Consider the following 23,018-nt stretch of genomic DNA (forward strand, 5'->3'; position numbering starts at 1 on the left):
AATCAACAACTAACAACTAACAACTAACCATGCAATCTACAACTTTAACTACTCAACAATGCCATCTCCGCCAGTTAGGTATTAATTACGATCGCTGGTATGTAGTTGCTAGCATTAATGAAGTAAAAACTCAACCTTTAGCCGTTACTATCTGGAATCAGCCAATAGTTATTTATCGAGATAATACTGGTAAAATTAACGCTTTAGATGATAGATGTCCTCATCGGCAAGTTAAACTGAGTCACGGTCAAGTTAAAGGGGATTTGCTAGAATGTGCCTATCATGGATGGCGTTTTAATGCTAGCGGTGAATGTACAGAAGTGGATTATTTAGCAGATAATCAAAAGTTGCCTAGCTGCAAAATTCGCTCTTTTCCAGTTAAAGAACAAGACGGTTTTATCTGGTTATTTCCAGGGGATGAAACTAAAGCAGAACAAGTTTCTCTGTTAGGTTTGCCAGAGTGGGAACATATCAACTATATTGCCACAGTTTCAGTTATTAACTGTCAGGCCCACTATTCGTTTTTAATTGAAAATTTGATGGATATGTATCACGGACATTTGCATCAAGACTGGCAAGCTTGGGCAGATCCGGTGTTGCAAGATTTGGATGAAGATGCTAATAGAGTAGATGCTCACTATCAAGCTCAGAGCTATTATAAAATTGACAAAATTTGGTCGATTTCTCAGTTGTTTTTCCCGGCTTTGCGTCGCCTCCATCCAGAACCGCTCGATGTAAGTTATGTTTATCCGCACTGGGTTTCAACTTTAGGCAAAGACTTTAAGATTTACTGTTTAGTTTGCCCAATTAGCGCTACTGCTACTAAGGCTTATTTGATTCATTTTACATCATTAAATGCCTTTTGGCGTTTGCATAAATTACCTATGAGATTCCGTCGATTTGTGAAGGATAGTTTGTTTGGTGCGGCTCAAAAGTTATTAGATGGTTTGGTGCGTCAAGATGTGCAGATGATTGAGGAAGAACAGCAGGCTTATTTGCAGAATTCTGAACGTAAAGGTTATGAATTAAATCGGGCTTTGGTGAGCGTACAGCGGTTGATGAGGAGTCAAGTTGAAAATGGGTAATTAAAATACAAAATTTATTATTTTTTAGGTTTGGCGTAACGCCGCACTCTGGGCGGTAAAGAACCTCCCAGAGGGCGACGTTACCGAGCATTTTTTCCGCTCGCTTCACTTGTTTTATCTTAGCGCTGATTTCACTTCTTTGTCCGCTGTTGCTGATAAAAATTGACAACTTTTTGGACATAGGTAGCGGTGTCACCGCTGCTACAAGCTGTCGATTTTCCAGTCATCCACCAACAAGCTGAACGACGTACTGCTGATAATTCATTGTTACCGCTAGCTTTGTATTCATCGCGCAGAGTATCGCCCACTATACAGGTAACAACTGACCGCGCTTTTGTAGTGTCCGCCTCAAATTGTTGGGGTGTTAATTCTTGTTTAATACATAATTTTGACCAGCGGGGAATATTGCCTGGTAAAATTTGCCATTGGCTGTACATTCCATCATTAGGAGAGTTAGGCGGTGCGGCTTGTCGCAGTGCTTCCACGAGTGCGGAAACTTGGGCATTTGAGACTTGCTGTGCTGATGCTGGGAAGGTGTACATTCCCAGGCTAACTATTAGGCTGCTAAGTAGTAGATTTGCTTTCCCGATTAATTTTGCATTCATTGGCAATACTTTTTTTGAATCTTACTTTTCTCTACTAAGATTTACTCGATCATCACTAAAATGTCTCCGTCTTAAGTATGATTTGTTTTAGGAATAGGTGGGGATTGCCTCTACTATAGAAATTAGCGAGCGAGTGCGGTAAAATTATGGAAGTGGAACCAAGACAGATTGAGAACTACCTGAGAGCCGATGGAACAAGTCCTTTTGAGAATTGGTATGACTCGCTCCGAGATACTAGAGCCAGAAACAGAATTCAGTTGAGACTCAAGCGAGTCATTGCTGGTAATCTGGGAGATTGCGGCTCGGTTGGAGAAGGAGTCTTTGAATTGAAAATAGATTATGGGCCTGGTTATCGGGTCTACTTTGGACAAGTTGGATTAACAATTATACTTCTGTTAGTAGGTGGGGACAAAAGCACTCAGGAGCGAGACATTAAAAAAGCTATTGGATACTGGAGTGACTATGAACAAAGATGTCAAAATACCGATGAGTAGAAGCTATCAAGAGTTTCTGATTGAAACTCTCCAAAACCCGGAGGAGGCTGCGGGTTATATTGAGGTGACTTTGGAAGAAGGCGGCGATGAACCTAAATTGCTCCCGATGGTGATTCAAGATGTTGTTGAAGCTTATGCAAAAATGAATAGGCTTTCTGATTCAGCCAAACTGAAACATCAGAATCTTGATAAGTTGCTGACAGATAGTGGCTGTTCGGAAATTTACAGTTTTGTAGAATTTTTGGATGCTTTAGGATTTAGGCTTGCGGTTACTCTTAAGGAAGATAAATTTATAACTGAGGAATCGCCTAAAACCGAGACCATCAATACAGGAGCCAAAAATAACGCCGCCGCCGATGGTGGATTCAAGGCTACCGAAGCCTCCCAAGAGGAAGTAGCTAGCTAATTCGATTTCTTCTACTTTTACTATATCTATGAAGAACCATCCACTCCCCACTTTCAGGGGAAACTAATTGAATGGAAACTCTATTCTGCTAATACAAAATCAAATAAATGGTGAGCCATTTCTAACTTGCTGCAAGGTGGAATTTCTACCTGTTTCCCCTGAGAATTAATCAAAATTGCCTGATTAGTATCGCTATTAAAACCCGCACCTATTTTATCAATAGGATTGGCCGCGATCGCATCTAACTTCTTCCTTCCCAACTTCTCCAACGCAGGCTTGACAATATCTCCAGTTTGTGCTGCAAATCCGACCAGCTTTTGATGGGGCTGCTTCAAACCCCCTAACTCAGCTACAATATCCGGTACGGGTTCCAAAGGCAAAGAACTAGGAAGCGATCGCTTAGGCAACTTCTCACTAAAATACTCCCTCGGCCGCACATCCGCCACCGCCGCCGCCATCACCGTTACATCGGCCTCCGGGAAACAAGACAGCATCGCCTCGCGCATTTCCAAAGCACTTACCACTGCGATCGCTCTCAAAATTCCCCTCGGCAATAACCCCTCATCTATACTATGTACCAAAGTCACATCTGCCCCTCGATGCCGAGCAGCCACAGCCAAAGCCATACCCATTTTACCGCTAGAAGGATTGCCGATAAACCTCACAGGATCGAGATGTTCGCGCGTTCCCCCCGCACTGATTAACACCCGCTTACCCCTTAAATCTTGCTTGCCCCCAGTATGCAGCAGCGATTCAATGTGCGCTAAAATCTCACTTGGTTCTGCCATCCGACCAGCACCGACGCGATCGCAAGCCAAAATCCCAGCTCCCGGCTCCATACCACAAAATCGCTCATCTGTCAATACTTGCTGCCAATTCCGCTGCACCGCCAACTGTTCCCACATATCCGTATTCATCGCCGGGGCCAACAGAATTGGACAGCGAGAAGCCAGCACAGCATTAGTCAGCAAATTATCCGCAAAACCCCCCGCCAACTTCGCCAAAGTATTAGCCGTCAGAGGCGCAATAACGAAAATTTCTGCCCATTCTCCTAACTCAATATGTAGCGGGCGCGAGTGTGTGGGTTGCCAAAAATCGCGATCCGTATAAGCAGAATGGCGAGACAAAGTAGCCACACTCAAAGGCGTAATAAACTCTTGGGCCGAATCAGTGAGAATTACCCTCACCTGGGCACCCGACTTAGCCAAAGTTGAAACCACTTCGCAGACTTTATAAGCCGCAATACCGCCGCTAATCCCAATTAAAATTCTTCTGCCATTCATAAAATAGGACTAAGACCAAAAAAACCCGGTTTCTTTGAAAAATCGTGGCATGATTCGAGAGATTGATACAGAAACCGGGTTTTTGACCCCGCGTGGGTAATAGGAATTAAGACCAAAAAAACCCGGTTTCTTTGAAAAATCGTGGCATGATTCGAGAGATTAATATAGAAACCGGGTTTTTGACCCCGCGTGGGTAATAGGAATTAAGACCAAAAAAACCCAGTTTCTTTGAAAAATCGTGGCATGATTCGAGAGATTAATACAGAAACCAGGTTTTTGACCCCGCGTGGGTAATAGGACTAAGACAAAAAAAACCGGTTTCTTTGAAAAATCGTGGCGTGATTCGAGAGATTGATACAGAAACCGGGTTTTTGACCCCGCGTGGCTAAGTCTTGATTGGTTAAAAACAGAGATTTACCACCGGAATACTTCGCCTCTAAAAGTTAAGCTTCATCGTAAGCTTCCATATCCAGCAGGTGGAAATAGGGTTCGGCTAACTCTGGACGCTGAAAGGCTATAGCCCGAAGCAAATGCCAATCATTTAATCCCTCAAAAGGATCGGTGTAATCATCTTCCTCCAAACGAGTGGCCAACTTTGCCACATCCTCCGAAGTCAGTGCAGCAATATCACGGGATGCTTTGATCAAAGTCTTCATCGTTTGCACCTTCCTTAAGCGGCACCTGCCTTAACCATTAGTTTTGGAGTCTTGTTTAAAGATCCATATTACATCCTAAACCTTTAACTCGTTTTTGGCATAGTTTCCACAACAAAACTTCGCATTAAATCTATCACTTCCGGCCGAATCTCATGCCCCATATCAAATTCACGATACTGCACCCGGCCACCCAAAGCAGTCAAATCGTCTCGCGATCGCACCGCCGCACTCAAAGGCACAACCGTATCTTGCCTGCCATGTACAATCAAAGTGGGCGGTAAAACCTTGCTAGCAGGTTGAGGAACAGAGTGCAAATATCCACTCAGACAAATTAAACCTGCCAAAGGCAAACTTAACCCCACATCCAGAGTCATCGCGCCGCCTTGGGAAAAACCGCCCAAAATAGTCCTAGACAAAGGTATCCCCGTCTTACTTTCCAGAGACACCAGCCAATCGCTTAGCATTTGCCGACTTTGGGCCAAACCTTGATACTCCTTAGTTTGCAAGTCATACCACATTTTTCCCCCCAGCACTTGAGGATGAGGAAAAGGTGCATCTGGGAACTCAAAATGGTAATCAGGCAAATTTAGCACTGGAACTAAGGATGCCAAATCATGATAATTTGCACCCCATCCGTGCAGTGCAACAATCACGCCCACAGGTGTTTGAGTAGTTTTTGGTGGCACACTAATAGATTGTAAAGACATTGGTAATTGCTACTTGCTAATTGCTAATTGTTGATTAGTAGGGTAGGCATTACCCACCACTATCTCTCTATCTAAGTTTAGTGGTTAAACGTAGCACTGCCCACCCTAAAAGATTTTTGTTTTAACTAATTATTACCAATTACCCATTACCAATTACCCATTACCAATTACCCATTACCAATTCCCAATTCCCCATTCCCCATATCCCATTCTCCACATTTGTATTATCGCCTGAGCGGGCAAAGGTCTGCTAAAGAAATATCCCTGGGCACCGTCACACTTAATTCCTCGCAAAAATTGCAACTGATCCCACGTTTCCACTCCCTCAGCAATTACTCTCAATTTCAGGCCATGACCCAAAGCTAACACTACTTTAATAATAGCAGCATCGTTCCGATCGCTCATCAGCTCCTTTATAAACGACTGATCTATTTTTAAATTGTCTAACGGCAAATGTTTCAGAGAAGATAGCGAAGAGTAACCCGTACCAAAATCATCCATAGAAATATGAATACCCATCTGGCGCAACTGACGGAGAACAGCAATAGTAAACTCGACATCACGCACAGCAATACTCTCAGTAATTTCTATTTCTAAATATTCAGGTTTAAGCCCGCTTTCTTCTAAAATTTGCGGAATAGTTTTTACCAGACTTGTTTGCTGAAATTGGCGAGCCGAAAGATTAACTGCCATCCGAATTGGTGGTAATCCAGCTAACTGCCACGCTTTATTTTGAGCACAAGCAGTCCGCATTACCCATTCCCCAATGGGACAAATTAATCCAGTTTCTTCTGCTAAAGGGATAAATTCATTAGGAGGAATCAATCCCCGTTCGGGATGGTGCCAGCGGAGTAGGGCTTCCACACCCATCATCATACCAGTATTTAAGTCAATTTGCGGCTGATAATATAGCAGAAATTCTTTGTGTTCTAAAGCTCTGTATAAATTATTTTCTAATACCAGTCTCTCAAAAGCTTTACTCCCAATAGCGGGGCTATATAACTGATAATTATTCCTCCCTTGCTGTTTAGCTCTATACATCGCAGCATCAGCATTTTTCAGCAGCGTATCCGCATCTTCTCCGTCATAAGGAGCCAGAGCGATTCCCAAACTAGCTTTAATATAAAGTTCTCGATCTTCCAGTTGAAAAGGAGTATTGAGACTGTGTAGAATTAACTGACAAATCTTAGTAGTATCCTCCGCCGATTTAATATGAGAAAGTAGAAAGGTGAATTCATCCCCACCCCATCTTGCAATAATATCTCCTGTCCGCAAAGAGGTAATTAAACGGTGGGCAACACATTGTAATAATTGGTCGCCAACGGCATGACCAAGAGTATCATTAATGTGTTTGAATCCGTCCAAGTCGAGAAATACTACTGCTAGCATTTCCCCGCGCTGATTGGCATTCGCTAAAGCTAGAGATAGCCTTTCATTAAACAGTAATCTGTTGGCTAAACCAGTTAGTTGATCGTGAGAAGCTTGATGCCGTACCATCCCTTCTACCCGTCTTTGCATCACCGCCATATAGAGGTGAATTCCCAGCGATTTTGTCAGTTTTAATTCCTCATTCGTCCAGTTTTGTGCCTGTCCAGTTCTGACTTCTCGCCATGCTTGAAAGGAAATCCGGGGGCGGTGGTTGCGTTCGTCTCGATTCCAGCGCCCCGCCCATAAAGTATCGGTTTCTATTTCACTGCGAAAAATAGTTAAGCAGCCCACGTACTGGTGGCGGTATTGCAGTGGTACGATCAGAATTGAGCGAATAGGAACTGAGTGGAAACTTGAAATTAAAGACTCTAATTGAGGTTCTTTATAAATATCAGGAATTGTGTAAATTTGTGGTATAATAGAAGTGTAAATAGTTAAGTCTATTCCTCTCTCTCCTCCTGCTATTAAAGGTTGAAAGAAATTCTCTTCTTGGGTATTTTTCTGGGAAGTCGCCTCCCCTTCGTCTTGGTTGAAAACCCCCATCATTTGCTGCCAAAAAATACTTTCTTCAATCCATCCTTCCTTGGGCTGCGAACCGTAGATATAAAGTTGGGCAGGTTGACCAGTTGGATCGGGTGTAATATATAATCTCCCCCCGGAACCTGACAAGGCTTTAACTGTTTGTTCGAGAACCGTTTGCCGAATTTCTGTAATATCGAGCGGGGAGTGGAGAAGGCTACTAATTTGGTTAACGATCGCTTCGTCGCGAGCTTGCTGTCTAGCTTGGCTGAGCAGAGAAGATTGGGCGATCGCAATTGAGAGTTGATCGACAAGCAACTGTACTATTTTCAACTCTCGCTCGCTGAATTGGCGAGGTTGGCTGTGGTGAGCTACTAACAGTCCCCAAAGCCGATTTTGATGTAAAATTGGTACAGTCAGGGAAGCACAGACTCCCATCGTAGTCAGATATTCAACGTGGCAGGGGTCTGCTGCGCCATAGTAAATGTCCTCGATCGTTAAACTTTCCCCTGTTTCTGGGCAATCTAACCTGTTAATCGTCTGATGCTGCGACGCTACGTCTACAATCACTCGCTGACGGGCTTTGATAAACATTTCCCGGGCCTGAAGGGGAATATCGTTCGCCGGAAAATGAAGGCCCAGCAAAGAGGGCAAATTTTTACCCTTAATTGATTCCGCAATTACCTCTCCGCTAGCATCGGCTTCAAACCGATAGATTTTAACGCGATCGGTGTCCAAAAAAGCACGGATCTCTCGTGCTGTTGTTGTCAGAATCTCTTGCAGTTCTAGGGAACGGCGAATACGGGTAGTAATTCGGTTAAGCAAACTCTCGCGCTCCATTGCTGAGCTTGACATTTGTCTAAGTTTCTTATTAGCCATCCCCTTCCATCTCCTGGGCTGAAAACAGCCATTTACGAATCACTATCGCGGAGCTTAAGTGTGATCTTAAATACACTTTGCCCTTTCTTCGATAGTATTATTTTTAGGGGGTAAATATTAAAAAACTTGCACAAAATTTAAAATTTTTATTAAATCTCAAACAAAAGTCGCCAACCTTTGCTAGGAAGACGACTTAATGTTCTGGAGAGAATAGATAAGAGATGTCTCCTAAGTCCTACTTTCAGTTTCCTCCCTTAAGCTTCCTCCCAAATTTTTCGGATTCTCTCCGGTAAAAAGCCAGCTATTTCGTTAATTCGCTCCTGAGACAGCTCATCTTTAGTGGCAGAAAATACAGCCTTAATAGCGATTTCTGGCTTCACTCCCGAAGGAAGTCCGCCCTCTTGTTCGACGCGGAAAGCAAAAAGATCGGAATCGATCACAAAGGGAGCCGGCCCATGCCAAGGTGGACGCACTCGACTGAGCAATCCTATTAAAGGATTAGTATCTTTCCACAAATCGACAATTTCATCTTGCAGGCGTTTGTCCTCTGTAGGCAACGTCTCTTTATGTAGTTCAGCAGCTACGCGATCGGCGGCATCTGTTGTCATCAAGTCCCGCATAGTGCGATACACCAATTCGGTAATATCTTTGGCATCAAAAATATCGTCCAAGTGACCATTCACCATCACTTTTTCTAGGAAAGGGCGATCCTTATGAGCAATAGGAACCACTGAGCCTTGTTGGTGCAGAGACTTTCGAGGGCTCTGCTCTATCTTATTTAGCAGTTGATGACCTTTTTCAGTCAAATCTGCCTCTTGAAAAGCTACTAAGGGCGGCAGAGGATCTATGCCACCGTAAGCGTCTCCTGTAAATTCCGCCTCAATAAATCCATGTTGATTGAGGTAATCCAAGTGACCGAGCAAGTCTGCTTCTGTAACTTCTTTGCCCACATACTCTTCTGCCGCTTGCTTAATTTCTGACTCGCCCCTACTGCCATTTCCTTCCTCAATCTTTTTCAGCAGGATATAAGTCAGATCCTCTCTGATCGCTATTGTCATAAAAATCTCCTAATTATTTAATGAAAACTTATGCAGTTGTGGATTTTAAATCGTAGATTTTTACCTTCACTTCCTCCGCTATTTTTTTAGGGATAACAGCCTATATTTTATTGAAATCTAAAGCCTAAATCCTGGTATCTCTCAGTAGAAGTAAATTGAGAAATACCCCTACCAGAGCAAATACTACTCTAGATAGATGAGCCTTTAGTGAGAGCTATGCAATATTGGCACATCGTTGAAAGCAGCCTCAACTCAACTTCGCTAGTGTGGTATATCCGAATACACCACTTAACGACTTTTCACTTTATAATTTCTTTATATTTGCTGCAAAACCACTGAAAATATAATTTCGCTAGTAGCTTGGCTCTCAGATGGATACTGTTGACTTTAAATCCAGTCAAGGCTGCCAACTTACCAATCATAAACACGAGCCAGTCGGTCTCAAGTGCCGCTTCGCCACTTGGGGAATGCCTCGTTTAAAAGTTTTCTACGACAGAACCTTGCAAGTTTATGATTTACTCTACTCTGAGTGCAGATTGGGAATGTACCTTGAATCTAGGTCAAAATAAATTTGACCCCCGACCTTTAGTTTTGGCCGTAGATGACGATCTAGATAACTTAGAATTGATGAGCCAAATTCTCGATTTGTTTGGTTGTTCGTGTTTGGGAACTCTGGATGGGAAAACAACACTCGCCATTATCCGCGATCGCCTACCCGATTTAATTTTACTAGACATCCGCCTGCCAGATATGGACGGAATTGAATTAATGTCCCAAATTAAGCAAGACCCAAAACTCGTCAATATTCCCATTATTGCCGTTACATCATTGGCAAGACCCGAAGACCGCAAGCGCATTCTCTTAGCTGGTTTTACTGACTACATTTGCAAACCTTTTAACCTGGATAATTTAGAAATAACTATCCGCCGCCACCTCCACTAGAGGGCATTTCTGATTTAGCCTTGGACTTGGTAACAACATCGCGAAATTTGGGGACAAACTCCAAAATTGCGATCGTTCCCGTCCTCCCTGTCTCTAAAGTCGAATCGTTGAGGAGATCGGTAACAGGTACCTCTAGAACTTTCTCGATCAGTTCCTTAAGTTGCGACTGAATCAGCACATCAAGCTCGGAGCGTACCTGCTGAGCCAAACCTTCTTGACCGTTTTGGACTAAAAGTTGTTCGGGTGGAGTAAGGGCATTTTCCAAGACTATTATTAGCTTTTCATCTACAAGAGTGCAGCTCACTTGAGTGGGCTGATGCCCCAACTGAGAGCGGTACAGAGCAAGTATGCGCTGCGAAAGATTCCGTTCTAATTGACCGCGAGTAGGCTCTAAAGTTTCCCCAGTCATAAATTTGCTATAGCTTCAAATAGCTCTATGAAGTGACTCATCTAATAACTAAGTCTACAGCAAATTGATGAGATTCAGAATGGCCAATTTTAACAGCCTCTCCTGAGTAGCAGTTGGGCTTATTTGTCCCAACTTTTCGGATTCAAGCCTTAGTAGAATTCAGATTTTGGATAAGAGAGGCAAATTCAATATCCCCTCTCCAATCTCCAGCCTAAACTAGATCGATAAATGATAGCTTTTACTGAGGGAAAGTTCCCTAAACCGGAACTTTCCCATAGCTCATCCATAGCCAAACAACTATTTTAGCCGATAGTGACTTGATTCGTCTCCACGCCACTGGCACCGTTCACACCTCTAGCAATATTTACCAATTTGTTGAGAACTTCCTGACTGGAAACTTTTCCTTTTAACACCACGGTGCCACCCAGTTGAGCTACATATACAGTCTCGATATCTGCTACTTCAGGATTTTGATCGAAAGCAAGAGCAACACGCTTAGCCAAGCCACTTTGATCGTATTCTCCATTTAACCCCACTCGCTCTGCTGGAATAGTTTGCGTTGTTGTCGCAGATTTAGTTGCCGGGGCTTGAGCAGGAGCAGATTGAGGAGCAGATTGAGGAGCAGATTGAGGAGCGGGGGCTTCCTCTTGGTGAGGTTTTTCTAAACCAAATAGTCTTTGCAGCCAACCCATCGCTGATTATCCTCTAAATAATGTTCGTGTAAATACAATTTAAGGTTGGCAGAAGTGCTATCTCATCTGCCTCTGGAGAGAAATTAACAAAGCTGTCAACAGTTATCCCCTCTATCACCCGCAAAAAGAAGAACTGGAAAATTTTTTTGCCTCGTTTTTTAAGAGAGTTGGAGGGAGCTCCGCATCAGTCCTACACTTGTTTTCCCAGACTTTTTACAGCACTGTATGTAGAGGCAAAAATAAAATATTTTTAGCTGAAGCGAGCGATTTGTAACTTAAGAAACAAATTTTTTGCAAGTACAGGTTATACCTTAGAAAGATGTTACCCGCTCCGGAAAAGGAGAAGATGAGGATGTAATTGTACACCAGAGGAGAAAAAATGGATAAATCCATCCAGTGGATTCCTCTTATTTATACTTTGAGCCTTGGTGCAGCCTTTATAGTTCTTGCTTCTTCCTGCGCTGCACTTGTTTTCTAGCCAACAACTAGGAAACCTTACTCCACCCAAATTAGCTTTACTGACTGCCACTCCATCGATAAGCAGTAATTGGTAAAGGTCGATCTTATCCTTCTTTCTTATTATGTACTACGAGAGGCATGAAGGGAGTCACAAAGTAAAATTTGGGAGAGCTACAAATTGACCCTTACGAGACTGAGGAGTTCGATCATGTTAAAGCAAATGTGCTGGTTGTCCCGCATGGGAAGTGAAAACCAGGAAAAAATTTTACACTTGCGGACAGCACCGAATCAACCCTGGCGACCCTATACAGCTTTTGGGCAATTCGCTGTGTCGGATTACCGCGAACCCGGAGGCTCTAAAGGATGGGCAACATTTCAGAAATTAAGACTTCAAGGCTGGAACTTAATAGCCACTAGCGAGGTACAGCAATTCTACGATGACGATCAAAAAATTGCTTGAGTTCTGGTTGCTAAAACATTTAAGTTTTCTTAAGTTTGATTCGGCGTGAAGGGCAAGATAATTCAACTAAAATAGCATCTGCATCTTGCCCTTCACTGTATTTTCACTAAGATATTACCGTGCTGGCGCTACCTCCCTCGCTTTTTCGCTTTGTTGGATTTGTTGGATTTGCTGAGTAAAAATAGGCTCGCGAGTTTTCAAATTAAAGCGATATCCGTTAGGCAAAATATGAAGCCTTGCACCGCAAACTGCCAAGGCTTCATCTTTTAAAAGTCCATCTAAATTATCATGGGTTTTTTCGGATTCGTCGATCACAGTAATAGCGCCTTCACCTATCACTTCAAACTCATCGCCGCTGACTGCGATCGCAGTATTTTCATCAATACCAAATCCTAAGACTGCGGGTTGTTGTGCCAGTGCTGAAACTAAGCGTCCCAAGCGACCACGCTGTGCAAAATGCTGGTCGATTACTACCCCTGGCAGAAAACCCATTCCCGGCCCCATTGCTACTACGTCAACGCGAGGATTTGTCTCCGATTCTCCTTCAATAATCATGATATCAGGCATCATCGCAGCTCCGGCGCTAGTGCCACCTACGATGATACCTTCTGAGTAGCGTTTATGAATAGCTTTATCCAATTCCGTACCCTTCAAACAGCTAGTAATCCGCGCCTGATCTCCGCCAGTAAAAAATACGCCAGTCGCCTGTTCAATTGCTTCTAAAGCATCGGGGTTATTGGCATCTTCTCGCTGTTGAGTATCAACAACTCGCACGTCTTCTGCTCCCAGCCGCTCAAATATTCTGATATAATTATCTCCTACTTCTCCAGGCAAGCTCGTTGCCGCTGTCATAATTACAAGTCGAGCTTTAATACCTCCTGCCCGCCGCACGAACTCGCGGAGGATTTTACAATCACCCTCTTTGTCTTCGGCTCCACCAATAATCAACAATTGCCCGCCATTTTCACTTAAGGTCATAGGATCTCCTTTGTTCGCCTATATTCTAATAAAACACGACCATTTTTAGCTCTAAAACTATCAAAAGGTAGAGATTGATACAGAATTTTCTAGCTTAATGCCCTATGGTCACTTTTTTGCTAAACTAGATTAGGTAGGAGGCAGGAGGCAGGAGGCAGGAGGAAAATGCAATATATATAGCAACCTTATCCAATTAGCTAAACGCAGATAATTGGAGATTATATCTGCGTTTGTTATCGGTTTATTTTTTAGGGCAATCTTGAATTACTGTGTTTGTTGAATCAAGGTGGTTAATAAAGAGTGTGCTTCTTCTAACGACAGGTGTCGGGGTTTGCCGTTCCAGACGATTTGGTATTCGTTGGAATCTTGCCCGTCGCCATAGCCAGAAATCAGTTTCTTGTGAAAGGCTTCTTCAGCCAGTTCATGAACTCGATCTCTGATAGCAGTTTTTGTCATGTTCATAATCCTGCTTCCTGATTTAATTCTATCTTTTATTGACCTACAACTTAACTCACTCTGCCATCACTCGCAAGTTATAGTTTACTGACATTAAGAACCGAACCTTTTTTATTCATAACTTAAAAAGCTAAAAATCATCAGTCCCTCTTATTAGCTATGTCTTTAGATAGTTGGAAATACACTGGCTATAAAGTAATAATAAAGTTTTAGTTCAAAGTAGGTATTCAATGCTGCAAGAAAAAGTCGCAGATACAGTCCGCGTCAATGCCCGGAAAAGCGATGTGTTTGATATTTTTAACTTCAAGCACTTTATGGGCCCGAACCCATATTTAGAAACAGCGGCTCTAGTATTTGATTTCGCTGTGACTGACTCTAGGGAACCTTTACCGATCGCTCACTATCTGGAAGCAATAGGCGATCGCTACCCGCAGCTACTAGGCGAAACTTACGAATCTCACGCCCACTTATTTGCCCGCACTGCTTCAGAAGTCGGGAAACTGGACATGGGGCTACACTTCAATTCCTCAAATGTCAAGCATTATGGGCCTTATCATCGGATTAGCATCGAAGCTATCCACGCACGCACGGCGAGGGCTGTAGTTTACGCGGCTTGGGATTGGTTTGAAGCGATTAACCAAGGTCAAGAATTTCCCATAGAAGAACAAATTAGCGTACTCCAAAGTATGTTCCGGCAGTCAGTTTATGGCGGGCCCACTGTCTATTCTCTAATGCGGGAAGCGACCCAGAAAGGCATTCCCAGTTTTTATCTGTGGGATGAAGGGTTAATGCAGTACGGTTATGGCAAAAAATTAGTGCGCGGACAAGCGACTACTTTTGACTCTGATAGCCATTTAGATTCAGATTTTACTACTCGTAAAGATGACTGTAAAGCATTTTTGGCAACGTTAGGTTTTCCCGTACCTAAAGGCGATATTGTTACTACTGAAAACGGAGCGATCGCGGCTGCCAGAGAGATTGGCTATCCAGTTGCAGTTAAACCTGTAGTCGGTCATAAAGGAATTGGGGTAACGGCTGATATCCAAGATGCTGAGGAATTAGCAGCGGCTTTTAAGAGAGCAGTTAAGGCGATTCCAGAACAAGAACCTGTGCGAGTTATTGTTGAGCAAAGCTTTAAGGGTGCTGACTTCCGGTTATTGTGTGTTAATGGCAGATTTGTGGCTGCGACTGAACGCCGTCCCGCTTGGGTTGTGGGAGATGGGCGATCGCCTATTCGCGATCTAATTCGTCGAGAAAACAGAACGCTGGCACGTTTAGACACTCCGACTTCGCCGCTAAGTAAGATTCAGTGCGATGAGGCGATGGAGATGTATTTGCAGGAACAGGGATTATCTCTGGATAGCGTAATTGAGAGCGATCGCACAGTCTATCTCCGCAAAGTTGCTAATCTCTCCGCAGGTGGTGTCAGCATCGATGCTACCCCCACTCTTCACCCAGATAATATCATTCTCGCTCAAGATATTGCCCGACACTTTCGATTGACTTGTTTGGGCATTGATGTGATTTCCCCAAATCTCGGTCAATCTTGGAAAGAAGGGAATCTTGGCATCTTAGAAATTAATGCGGCTCCCGGCATTTTCATGCACCTTAATCCCGCCCTGGGCGACAGCGTTGATGTGCCTTCTCACATTCTAGAAACTTTCTTTGAATCAGGGAATTCCGCACGAATACCAATCATTACTTTTAACCGAGTTTCAGTTCAAGAATTGCAAGAAACTATCGATCGTATTCTCTTGGAATATCCTGAATGGAGTATTGGTGCTGTTTGCCGCGATGCTGTTTTCGTCAACCGCTCCGAGAAGTTTTTGAATAAGGACTATAACCTTAATGTGCAAAGTTTACTTCGCAATCCCAAGCTGGATTTGTTGATTGCTGAATATCCCGAAAGTATCTTGGAAGAGCAGGGAATGTTTTACCAAGGCAGTAATATGGTAGTGCTGAATAATCCTACAGAAATCGAGCGGGTGTTGGCACGAGATCTACTTGAGGACTCGACTTTAGTTGTTAGGGAAGGTGCGAATATTTCTATCCGCCGCAAAGGTTTGATGGAACAATATACCCTTGGTGATGGTGAACCCTTTACGCGGGTTTATTTGAAGGAAATTGGGACTATTTTGTGAAATTCTTAATAGTTAACAGTTAACAGTTAACAGTTAACTGTCACCTTTCACCTAACTTGCTGAGCATAAAAGCAGCCAGAAACCCACAGACAGTAATTAGACCAGCAAAATCGTGGGTTTCCTCGAAAGCTTCGGGAATCATAGTGTCTGAGATCATTGCTAAAATACCGCCTGCTGCTATGGCAGTAGTGGCGGCGATTACTTCCACAGAAAAGTGGCTGAAAACTGCATATCCTAACAATGCTGCTAAGCCGGAAATAATTGCGATCGCGCCCCAGACTCCAAAAACGTAATTGAGCGATCGCCCTGCTTTCTTCATACCGGCGGCGCTGGAAAGTCCTTCGGGAATATTAGAGAGGAAAATTGCCGCTACTGTCACCCAACTGACAGCGCCTCCAGAAATCATGCTGATACCAACTACGATCGACTCCGGTATTCCATCTAAGAGTGCGCCGAGGGCGATCGCTAACCCGCCATCACCTTTATCTGTTTTAGCTGGATGCAGAGTACCCGATCGCTTCCGGTGTTTTGCGCCTTGGCGAGACAAATACCAATTTGCCGCCGTGTAAACGATCGCCCCGCCTAAAAACCCGATCGCAGTCGAGTCGAATCCGCCACTTTTAAAAGCTTCGTCCATCAGTTCAAAGGACAAAGCTGAAATCAGCACCCCTGCGCCAAAAGCCATAATTGTCGCGATCGCCCGTTGGGGAATGTTCGCAAAGTAGCCAATTGCTGCTCCCAAAAGCAAAGCGGAACCGCCAACCATTCCCCAAAATCCTGCTTGCAACCACACCGGAAACATCGGCAGCCCCCAAATATCAAAGCTGATAACACTTTCAGTACAAGCTAACAAAAGAAATCTCGTCTACACAAACAAAATTAGCGCAGGCGGACTCATACAAAATGCGGTTTTAATCTCCCGATCTGAAATCCGCCCTTCACTGCCTTGGAGGGTAAACTCCGGCAGTTTTAGTTTGTATAGATGAGATTTTTATCGCTTTCAAACTGGTAAAAAATGCGGTTTTACTCTCTTCCTTTCACTCCAGCTTAGCAGTTTTAGTTGATGTAGAGACGATTTTAATCGTCCTCAAATATCAAACTAAATCACTGCCACACAAGAACTTTTGCTTCGTATTCTGCCAGATCGAGAATAATATTATCATCGCCAGATTCTACATCGTAATTGCCAGTCCACTCGTGCCAATTCCCATTAGCTGGGAAATTAGGAACGCTATAACCACCCAAATAGTTATCGGAGAAATTGACTACAACTACAACGCGAGACCCTTCATCATTCCAGCGAGTATAAGCTAGAACTTTTAATTCCGGATCTTCATGGAAAAATTCGATGTTTTCCGTGTAGAGCGCGTGGTTTTCTCTACGGAGGTGAATCAAGCCTTTGTAATATTGAAACAGACCGCTATTCGAGTCATTTCCTAACAGCGTCCAATCGATTTTAGCTTGTTCAATAGTCTTGTACTTGTACTCGCCAAATTCTTCACCCATCCACAGCAGCGGCACACCAACGGCTGTCATTACGATCGCGGTTCCCAACTTCGCGCGCTTAAATGCTGCTTCATCTAAGATGCCGCGATCGCCTAGTTCTGCCATGACATGATTATGGTCGTGATTGGTCAGATAATTGACCACATTCGTAGTACCCATATATCCTTGTCGCTTGCAGTCAATGATATCTTTGAGATTTTCTAGATCGACGGGTTCACCGCAGAGATATTCAATAATGCAGTGATAGAAACTATCGTGCCAGCAGCCATCCATCGGGCCGTCTACATTCGTGATGCTAGGATCGTCGGGAATGAATTCGGCAATGTTATAAAAGGGTTTCGGGCCCGCAGCTTGTTTCGCTTCCTTAGCTATCCAGTGCATGAAATCGTAGTTGGCAATTTGCCGTGCAGCATCGTAGCGAATGCCGTCGAGGTGATATTCTTGCACCCAGAAACGCACTACGTCTCCAATGAAACTCCACGCAGGTTTGATGTCGAGATTTTCATCGTAGAGATCGTAGTTGAATTCTGGCCCCCAGTTGTTATCAGGATCGCGGGGAGAGTGGTGATACCAATAATCGTGATCGATCTGAGTCAGAGGACTAGATGATTCTGAGTGGTTGTAAATACCGTCCATGATTACACGGATGCCGCGACCATGACACTCGTCGATCAGGTTTTTTAAGCCTTCTGTAGTGCCATAGCTAGATTCTGTGGCGAACAAGTAGCGGGGGTTGTAACCCCAACTGTAGTCGCCGGGATATTCTTTGACTGGCATTAGTTCGATCGCGTTGATGCCGAGATCGCACAGATAATCTAATTTTTCGACGACGTGCTTGTATTTGCCGCGTGCGTAGGGATCGTCTTCGCCACCGGAAAAGTCGGCGACGTGAAGTTCGTAGATGACTAATTCGCGATCGGCTGGCAGGGGTGTATCATCGTGTTTCCAGACGTAGGTATCGACTATGCGATCGCCATCTTTGATGCGGACAATCCCATTTTGGGTGGAGTTATCAATGTCCGTAGTGTAGGGATCGACTATTTCTATCCATTGATCTGGTTCTACAAACCAACTTTTTGACTGAATTTTAAATTTATATTGATAGCTACCATCTTCCAATTCGACTTGAGTACGGAAATAACCATCCTCTCCTTTTTCCATGGGGATTTCTTCCCAATTAGAAAAAGTCCCGATCAAGGCAGCTCCTTTGTTGTAGGGAGCAAACAGCTTGAATTCAATTGGACTAGCCATAATCACCCTTTGATTTAAGATATTTTGAAGTTGATATCTTGCATTGTGGCAAGCTCAAGCGAACTCAGGCATCTTTCTTGAGTATAGTATTTCAATACAGCTATCTATTCCTCAAGATTTGCAGCGCACTAAGGGTTAATTATGATGGTGGAGCGATCGCTACTTACCCATCTCAAAAGAATATTATCTGTCAGAAGTCAAGAGTCGTCAGGATTTAGTTATTTAGAGCGCCAGAAAGCTAAGGGTAAATAAGGGTAAAAATTTAAGTAGCCAGCTTTGAGTCATTGAGTATTTTACTTCTAAGTATGCCTTTTGCTGAAGCTCTATCTGATAGTTACCGATCTTGTCATCTATCTAAAGGAATATTTATTTAAAAATAAAGGAATATTTACTTAAACGATTACTTTAGAGTGAGCGCTGCCTAAATGCAAACTGCTAAGTTGCGATTAATATACTTGATGGCAGCGCCCACTCTCCGACTATTTACGGCTACGACTATTGTGGTGCTAGCTTCGAGATAAATAGGATATTATGAGTCAAAAATTTGGCGTTTGGAATTAAAAAAATCTTTAACTCAAAATTCAAAACTCAAAACTCAAAACTCATAATTTCCCTGCTTTATCCCACTAATCCCGATCTCAAGGCAAGAACAGCAGCTTGCGTGCGATCGTCTGCACACAGCTTGTTCAAAATATTACGAACGTGAGTCTTAACTGTACCAACAGTAATGTATAGTTTTTCTGCGATCGCAGCGTTGCTATACCCCTGTACAATTAGCTCCAAAACTTCTAATTCACGCTCCGTTAAGGGGTAAGTTTCGATGATGTGACTAAACTCAGGTTCGGCAGCATTAATCGTTACTTTTTTGTGTTCTACTTTTTGCTCTTCTACGGGGTTCTGAGCCTCTGTACGAGCCTGTTTGAGTACAATCCTCGCAATAGCTGGATCTATCCAAGAGTTGCCTTCGTGGGTAACTTTTACCACATCTAGCAACTGGTCAAAACTAATATCTTTCATGCAGTAAGAATCCGCACCTGCGGCAAAAGCAGCCAGCACTTCCTCTTCATTATCTTGAAAAGTCAAGATTAATACTTTCGTATCGGGATCTGACCCTGTAGCTATTGACTTTTTGAACTTTTGCGTCAGTTCAATTCCATCAAAATCAGGTAAACCAATGTCCACGATCGCAACGTCAGGTTTACTGGACTGAAGCAATTTTAGACCTTCAGTCGCATTAGCGGCATCGCCTACCACTTCTATCCCGTCACGCTGTTGTAAAGCTGTCCGAATACCAACTCTAGTCAAATCGTGGTCTTCCACCAAGGCAACGCGAATTTTAGTCATGTTTCAATAGCAAACTGAAGTTTTATAATATCGGCAACGGACTTAATGAAGCCGAGTTCATACGAGAATCTGCCCTGATTTACAGTTCGGCAAGCTCAGGTATCCTTCTAAATATACCCACTAACGGGCGTTATTGCCAACTTAATTGTCTATCTCTCTACCTGTGCGATCGCTTTCTGCCACTGAGCAGTCTCAGCTAGATTTTAACAGTTTTAGGAGTTGTACCTTCCATTCTTTAAAGCCCCACCCCCCCTCACCGCACCATAAAAACAGGTTAGAATCTATTGTCCAACCCCTACATTTAGCCAATTCTCGCCTTGTCACTCCTTCGATAGAGGCTAAGACCTGTTAGTTTTGATAAATTTCTTTTATAACAAAGCATCTGAAAATTCCATGACTTCAGTTCAGGAGAAAACTCCAGCAAAGGTTTTTACCTGTCTGCACTGTTCTTAAGTTTGAAATAACTTCGCAATAAAACACTTTTGGTATTGAGTTATGCTGACAACTATCGGATTTGAATTTATTATCAACAGTAGTTAAGTAGAAGGACAGAATTAAACGTAAAATACTGATGACTGAAAAGCTAGTGACATCAACCTTTTTACTTAGTATTTGGCTGTTTTAATCTAACTAAATCCTCGCTACTGCTGGCTTCTAACGGATGTATTTTTTGGAAAGGGTTGAGCTGCTACTATCCCATCCTACGAACTTTCAAAACTGCGTTAACCTAGCCTCTCACACGATTTATAGTTGTGAGAAGCGAAGAAACTTAAAAACTTAAAACTCAAAAATTAAAACTCCCTTCTGCCTCTGTTTTATAGTTATGAATAACTTCAGCCAAGATCGTTTTTCCCGCAGCCAATCGGGGGAGGAGATGCGATCGGCGCGATCGCCTCTAGAAAATCTCCCGCATGACTGTTTAAACTGCGAGGCTCCATCCCAGTGCTTGCTTAACGCTCTTCCGCAGATAATTTGGAGAGCCAACTCTGACGGTGCTGCCACTTATTTTAACCCGCAGTGGGAGGAATATACAGGTGTGGCGCAAGCAGAGGCTTTGGGTTTTGGTTTTCTGAGTTTTATCCACCCAGAAGATCGCGATCGCACTATCATCTCTATGCAGCAAGCTCTCACTCACAAAACCAGCTATGAAATAGAATTTCGCTTACTACAAGAGTGTGGTGCTTACGGTTGGGTGATGGCGAAAGCAAGTCCCGTTACAGCAGACAACGGTGAAGTTAGGGAATGGGTAGGAACTTACACCGACATTGACCATTTCAAAGCAACTCAAGGTTCCCCGGAGATAACAGAAACTCCACCCAAACTCCCAGAGGAAGGGGTCTATTTCCTCGCTCAGGCGAGTGCGATTTTGAGCGCTTCTCTGGATGTGAACACAACGCTAGAAAATTTGGCTAGGTTAATCGTGCCTTATTTCGCTGATTGGTGTGCGATTAACATCACTAATTCTGAAGGAGACTGTCGGACGATCGCAGTCGCTCATGCAGAGATGGCGAAAGAATCTTTAGTCTGGGAGTTACAGCGGCATTATCCAGTGGGATCTGATGGGGTCTACCATTATCTACAACCACTACGGACAGGTGTTGCCGATGCCTGTTTCGAGATTGCGGATGCTCAGCTAGCAAGAGTTGCCTATGATGCTCACCATTTAAGGTTACTGCGATCGCTTTGTTTCCGCTCTTATCTCTGCTTACCGATTCGCTTAGGAAGCCGCACTTTTGGCTCGATACTATTTGTTCGCAATCAGTCAGGTCATTTATATACTAATGCTACTCTGACTTTAGCCGAAGACTTGGCCCGCCGCGCTGCGATCGCCCTAGAAAAAGCGCTGCTTTATCGGGAAGCTCAGAAAAGGGGAGAAGATTTACGCCAAGCTCTGTCAATTTTAGACGAACACCAGCAGCAATTACGGACGCTTCAGCGGTTGACGAACCTACTTAATCAGCGGGTAAGGGATTTGCGTAGTCTCTTGCAAGTGATGGTAGATGCAGTAGTATCTGCGATCGCAGGAGCCCAGTTTTGCCTGATTGTACTCAGCGATCCCAACGACAATCAATTAAATTTAACTGCGGCGGCGGGGAGGGGTATAGAAAATCTGCCTATAGGTGAACCCCTCGATACGATCTGGGAGCGGTTACTGGTGCGAGTATTTGTTACGGGACACTCGGAATTGATGCGGCGGGATTTAACGGTTGAAGACTTGCACGAAGAGTTTCCTGCTGTCATCTACGCCGTAGCGATCGAGTCAGCATCAGCGGGACGGTTAGGCACAATTGCGATCGGTAATTGGGACAATACTAACGCCTTTAACCCAGAAGCTCAACAGCTACTTATGGCTGTGGGAAAACAAGCCGCGATCGCTATTAACAATGCTCAACTCATCAAGGCGTTAGAAAAACGAGAAGAGCTTTTAGAGTCTCAAAATCAAATGTTACTCCGCCAGAACCAAGAACTCGAAAGCCAGCGGCAACATATTGAATTGCAAAATTTACAACTGTTGGAAGCCGCGCGGCTAAAATCACACTTCTTGAGTACAGTTTCTCATGAATTGCGTACTCCTATGAATGCAATTATCGGATTTTCCGAGCTATTGCTGCGCCAGCGACAATCGGCAATTAATCCTCAGCAAATAGACATGGTACAGCGCATTCTTAAGAATGGCAAAAATCTGCTGATGCTGATTAATAACATCCTCGATCTCTCAAGAATTGAGGCCGGTCGCACGGAATTAGAAATTGAGGAATTTGATTTAACCAACTTAGTATTATGCACGGCTTTGGACTTTGGCATCATCGCCAATGAAAAAATTTTATCCATGTCTGTCTATATATATTTAGATAATCCTTGTATTGTTAATGACAAGTCCCGTCTGCGGCAAGTTTTGGTCAATTTACTCTCTAATGCTGTTAAATTTACAGAGAGAGGAAGCATTTATATCCATGTCTCGGAATTAAGTGCTGACAAACTGTTAATTGAGATTCGGGATACGGGAATTGGTATTGCTGAAACTGAAATTCCGCACATCTTTGAAAAGTTCCGACAAGTAGACCAGACGACCAAACGCAAATATCCCGGTACTGGTTTAGGGCTAGCTATTACTGCCTCTTTAGTTCAGTTGATGAAGGGCAAAATAAACGTAGAAAGTGAAGTAGGAAAAGGCTCTTCCTTTCGCTTGGAATTACCGCGCCAAGTATAGGAACCGCTTTTATTAGGGGCTAGGGGCTAGGGGCTAGGGAAAGAGGAAG

The 23,018-nt window shown here is 43.6% G+C and carries 20 protein-coding genes; 7 read left to right on the forward strand and 13 right to left on the reverse strand.

The window, feature by feature from the left end:
* The first annotated feature begins 29 nt into the window (after positions 1-29).
* A complete protein-coding gene (locus PN499_RS12695; protein ID WP_272032295.1) occupies positions 30-1,085 on the forward strand; it encodes an aromatic ring-hydroxylating dioxygenase subunit alpha in 1,056 nt (351 codons plus the stop codon).
* Between the two features lie 131 nt (positions 1,086-1,216).
* On the opposite strand, the gene PN499_RS12700 is transcribed toward PN499_RS12695, so the two are convergent.
* Positions 1,217-1,690: a hypothetical protein gene (locus PN499_RS12700; protein ID WP_272032296.1), complete on the reverse strand. Its 474-nt coding sequence runs from the start codon at positions 1,688-1,690 to the stop codon at positions 1,217-1,219.
* A gap of 146 nt (positions 1,691-1,836) precedes the next feature.
* Here PN499_RS12700 and PN499_RS12705 point away from each other — a divergent pair, with 146 nt between their 5' ends.
* Both PN499_RS12705 and PN499_RS12710 read left to right on the forward strand, forming a co-directional pair.
* A complete protein-coding gene (locus PN499_RS12705) occupies positions 1,837-2,184 on the forward strand; it encodes a type II toxin-antitoxin system RelE/ParE family toxin (protein WP_272032297.1) in 348 nt (115 codons plus the stop codon).
* A complete protein-coding gene (locus PN499_RS12710) occupies positions 2,153-2,590 on the forward strand; it encodes a helix-turn-helix domain-containing transcriptional regulator (RefSeq protein ID WP_272032298.1) in 438 nt (145 codons plus the stop codon). The genes PN499_RS12705 and PN499_RS12710 overlap by 32 nt, the downstream gene beginning before the upstream one ends.
* Positions 2,591-2,670: 80 nt before the next feature.
* Here the strand turns inward: PN499_RS12710 and coaBC are convergent, their stop codons facing one another.
* The 5 genes from coaBC to PN499_RS12735 form a co-directional block, all read right to left on the reverse strand.
* On the reverse strand, positions 2,671-3,873 hold the full coding sequence (gene coaBC / locus PN499_RS12715) for a bifunctional phosphopantothenoylcysteine decarboxylase/phosphopantothenate--cysteine ligase CoaBC (RefSeq protein WP_272032299.1): 1,203 nt from the start codon (positions 3,871-3,873) through the stop codon (positions 2,671-2,673).
* 443 nt (positions 3,874-4,316) lie between these two features.
* Positions 4,317-4,529, reverse strand: coding sequence for a protein IsiD (gene isiD, locus PN499_RS12720; protein ID WP_007353728.1), 213 nt, complete (start codon positions 4,527-4,529; stop codon positions 4,317-4,319).
* Between the two features lie 83 nt (positions 4,530-4,612).
* Complete coding sequence (locus PN499_RS12725) at positions 4,613-5,236, reverse strand: alpha/beta hydrolase (RefSeq protein WP_272032300.1); 624 nt, start codon at positions 5,234-5,236, stop codon at positions 4,613-4,615.
* A 174-nt stretch (positions 5,237-5,410) separates the two neighbouring features.
* Positions 5,411-8,062: a bifunctional diguanylate cyclase/phosphodiesterase gene (locus PN499_RS12730; RefSeq protein WP_272032301.1), complete on the reverse strand. Its 2,652-nt coding sequence runs from the start codon at positions 8,060-8,062 to the stop codon at positions 5,411-5,413.
* Positions 8,063-8,316: 254 nt separating this feature from the next.
* Positions 8,317-9,120 (reverse strand): DUF2267 domain-containing protein, encoded by an 804-nt coding sequence (locus PN499_RS12735; protein WP_272032302.1) that lies wholly within the window; start codon positions 9,118-9,120, stop codon positions 8,317-8,319.
* A gap of 510 nt (positions 9,121-9,630) precedes the next feature.
* Between PN499_RS12735 and PN499_RS12740 the strand changes: the two genes are divergently transcribed.
* Positions 9,631-10,062, forward strand: a complete 432-nt coding sequence (locus PN499_RS12740; RefSeq protein WP_272032303.1) for a response regulator — start codon at positions 9,631-9,633, stop codon at positions 10,060-10,062.
* Here PN499_RS12740 and PN499_RS12745 read toward each other — a convergent pair.
* Complete coding sequence (locus PN499_RS12745) at positions 10,040-10,471, reverse strand: Na-translocating system protein MpsC family protein (RefSeq protein ID WP_272032305.1); 432 nt, start codon at positions 10,469-10,471, stop codon at positions 10,040-10,042. The genes PN499_RS12740 and PN499_RS12745 overlap by 23 nt on opposite strands.
* A 302-nt stretch (positions 10,472-10,773) precedes the next feature.
* Positions 10,774-11,163 carry a BON domain-containing protein gene (locus PN499_RS12750; RefSeq protein WP_272032306.1) on the reverse strand — a complete coding sequence of 130 codons (390 nt, stop codon included), beginning with the start codon at positions 11,161-11,163 and terminating at the stop codon, positions 10,774-10,776.
* Between the two features lie 667 nt (positions 11,164-11,830).
* Between PN499_RS12750 and PN499_RS12755 the strand changes: the two genes are divergently transcribed.
* Positions 11,831-12,082: a hypothetical protein gene (locus PN499_RS12755; protein WP_272032307.1), complete on the forward strand. Its 252-nt coding sequence runs from the start codon at positions 11,831-11,833 to the stop codon at positions 12,080-12,082.
* A gap of 114 nt (positions 12,083-12,196) precedes the next feature.
* Here the strand turns inward: PN499_RS12755 and PN499_RS12760 are convergent, their stop codons facing one another.
* Both PN499_RS12760 and PN499_RS12765 read right to left on the reverse strand, forming a co-directional pair.
* Positions 12,197-13,060 (reverse strand): cyanophycinase, encoded by an 864-nt coding sequence (locus tag PN499_RS12760; RefSeq protein ID WP_272032308.1) that lies wholly within the window; start codon positions 13,058-13,060, stop codon positions 12,197-12,199.
* A gap of 264 nt (positions 13,061-13,324) precedes the next feature.
* On the reverse strand, positions 13,325-13,522 hold the full coding sequence (locus tag PN499_RS12765) for a hypothetical protein (protein WP_272032310.1): 198 nt from the start codon (positions 13,520-13,522) through the stop codon (positions 13,325-13,327).
* A gap of 224 nt (positions 13,523-13,746) precedes the next feature.
* On the opposite strand from PN499_RS12765, the gene PN499_RS12770 reads away from it, so the two are divergent.
* Positions 13,747-15,657, forward strand: coding sequence for an acetate--CoA ligase family protein (locus PN499_RS12770; RefSeq protein WP_272032311.1), 1,911 nt, complete (start codon positions 13,747-13,749; stop codon positions 15,655-15,657).
* A gap of 40 nt (positions 15,658-15,697) precedes the next feature.
* On the opposite strand, the gene PN499_RS12775 is transcribed toward PN499_RS12770, so the two are convergent.
* The 3 genes from PN499_RS12775 to PN499_RS12785 form a co-directional block, all read right to left on the reverse strand.
* Positions 15,698-16,510: a ZIP family metal transporter gene (locus tag PN499_RS12775; protein ID WP_272032312.1), complete on the reverse strand. Its 813-nt coding sequence runs from the start codon at positions 16,508-16,510 to the stop codon at positions 15,698-15,700.
* 251 nt (positions 16,511-16,761) lie between these two features.
* Complete coding sequence (locus PN499_RS12780; protein ID WP_272032313.1) at positions 16,762-18,414, reverse strand: alpha-amylase family glycosyl hydrolase; 1,653 nt, start codon at positions 18,412-18,414, stop codon at positions 16,762-16,764.
* A gap of 618 nt (positions 18,415-19,032) precedes the next feature.
* A complete protein-coding gene (locus PN499_RS12785) occupies positions 19,033-19,758 on the reverse strand; it encodes a response regulator (protein WP_007355562.1) in 726 nt (241 codons plus the stop codon).
* An 823-nt stretch (positions 19,759-20,581) separates the two neighbouring features.
* Here PN499_RS12785 and PN499_RS12790 point away from each other — a divergent pair.
* Positions 20,582-22,969 (forward strand): ATP-binding protein, encoded by a 2,388-nt coding sequence (locus PN499_RS12790; RefSeq protein WP_272032314.1) that lies wholly within the window; start codon positions 20,582-20,584, stop codon positions 22,967-22,969.
* The last annotated feature ends 49 nt before the right edge of the window (positions 22,970-23,018 follow it).

Origin of the sequence: Kamptonema animale CS-326, assembly GCF_028330895.1 — a bacterium.
Lineage (GTDB): Bacteria > Cyanobacteriota > Cyanobacteriia > Cyanobacteriales > Microcoleaceae > Kamptonema > Kamptonema formosum.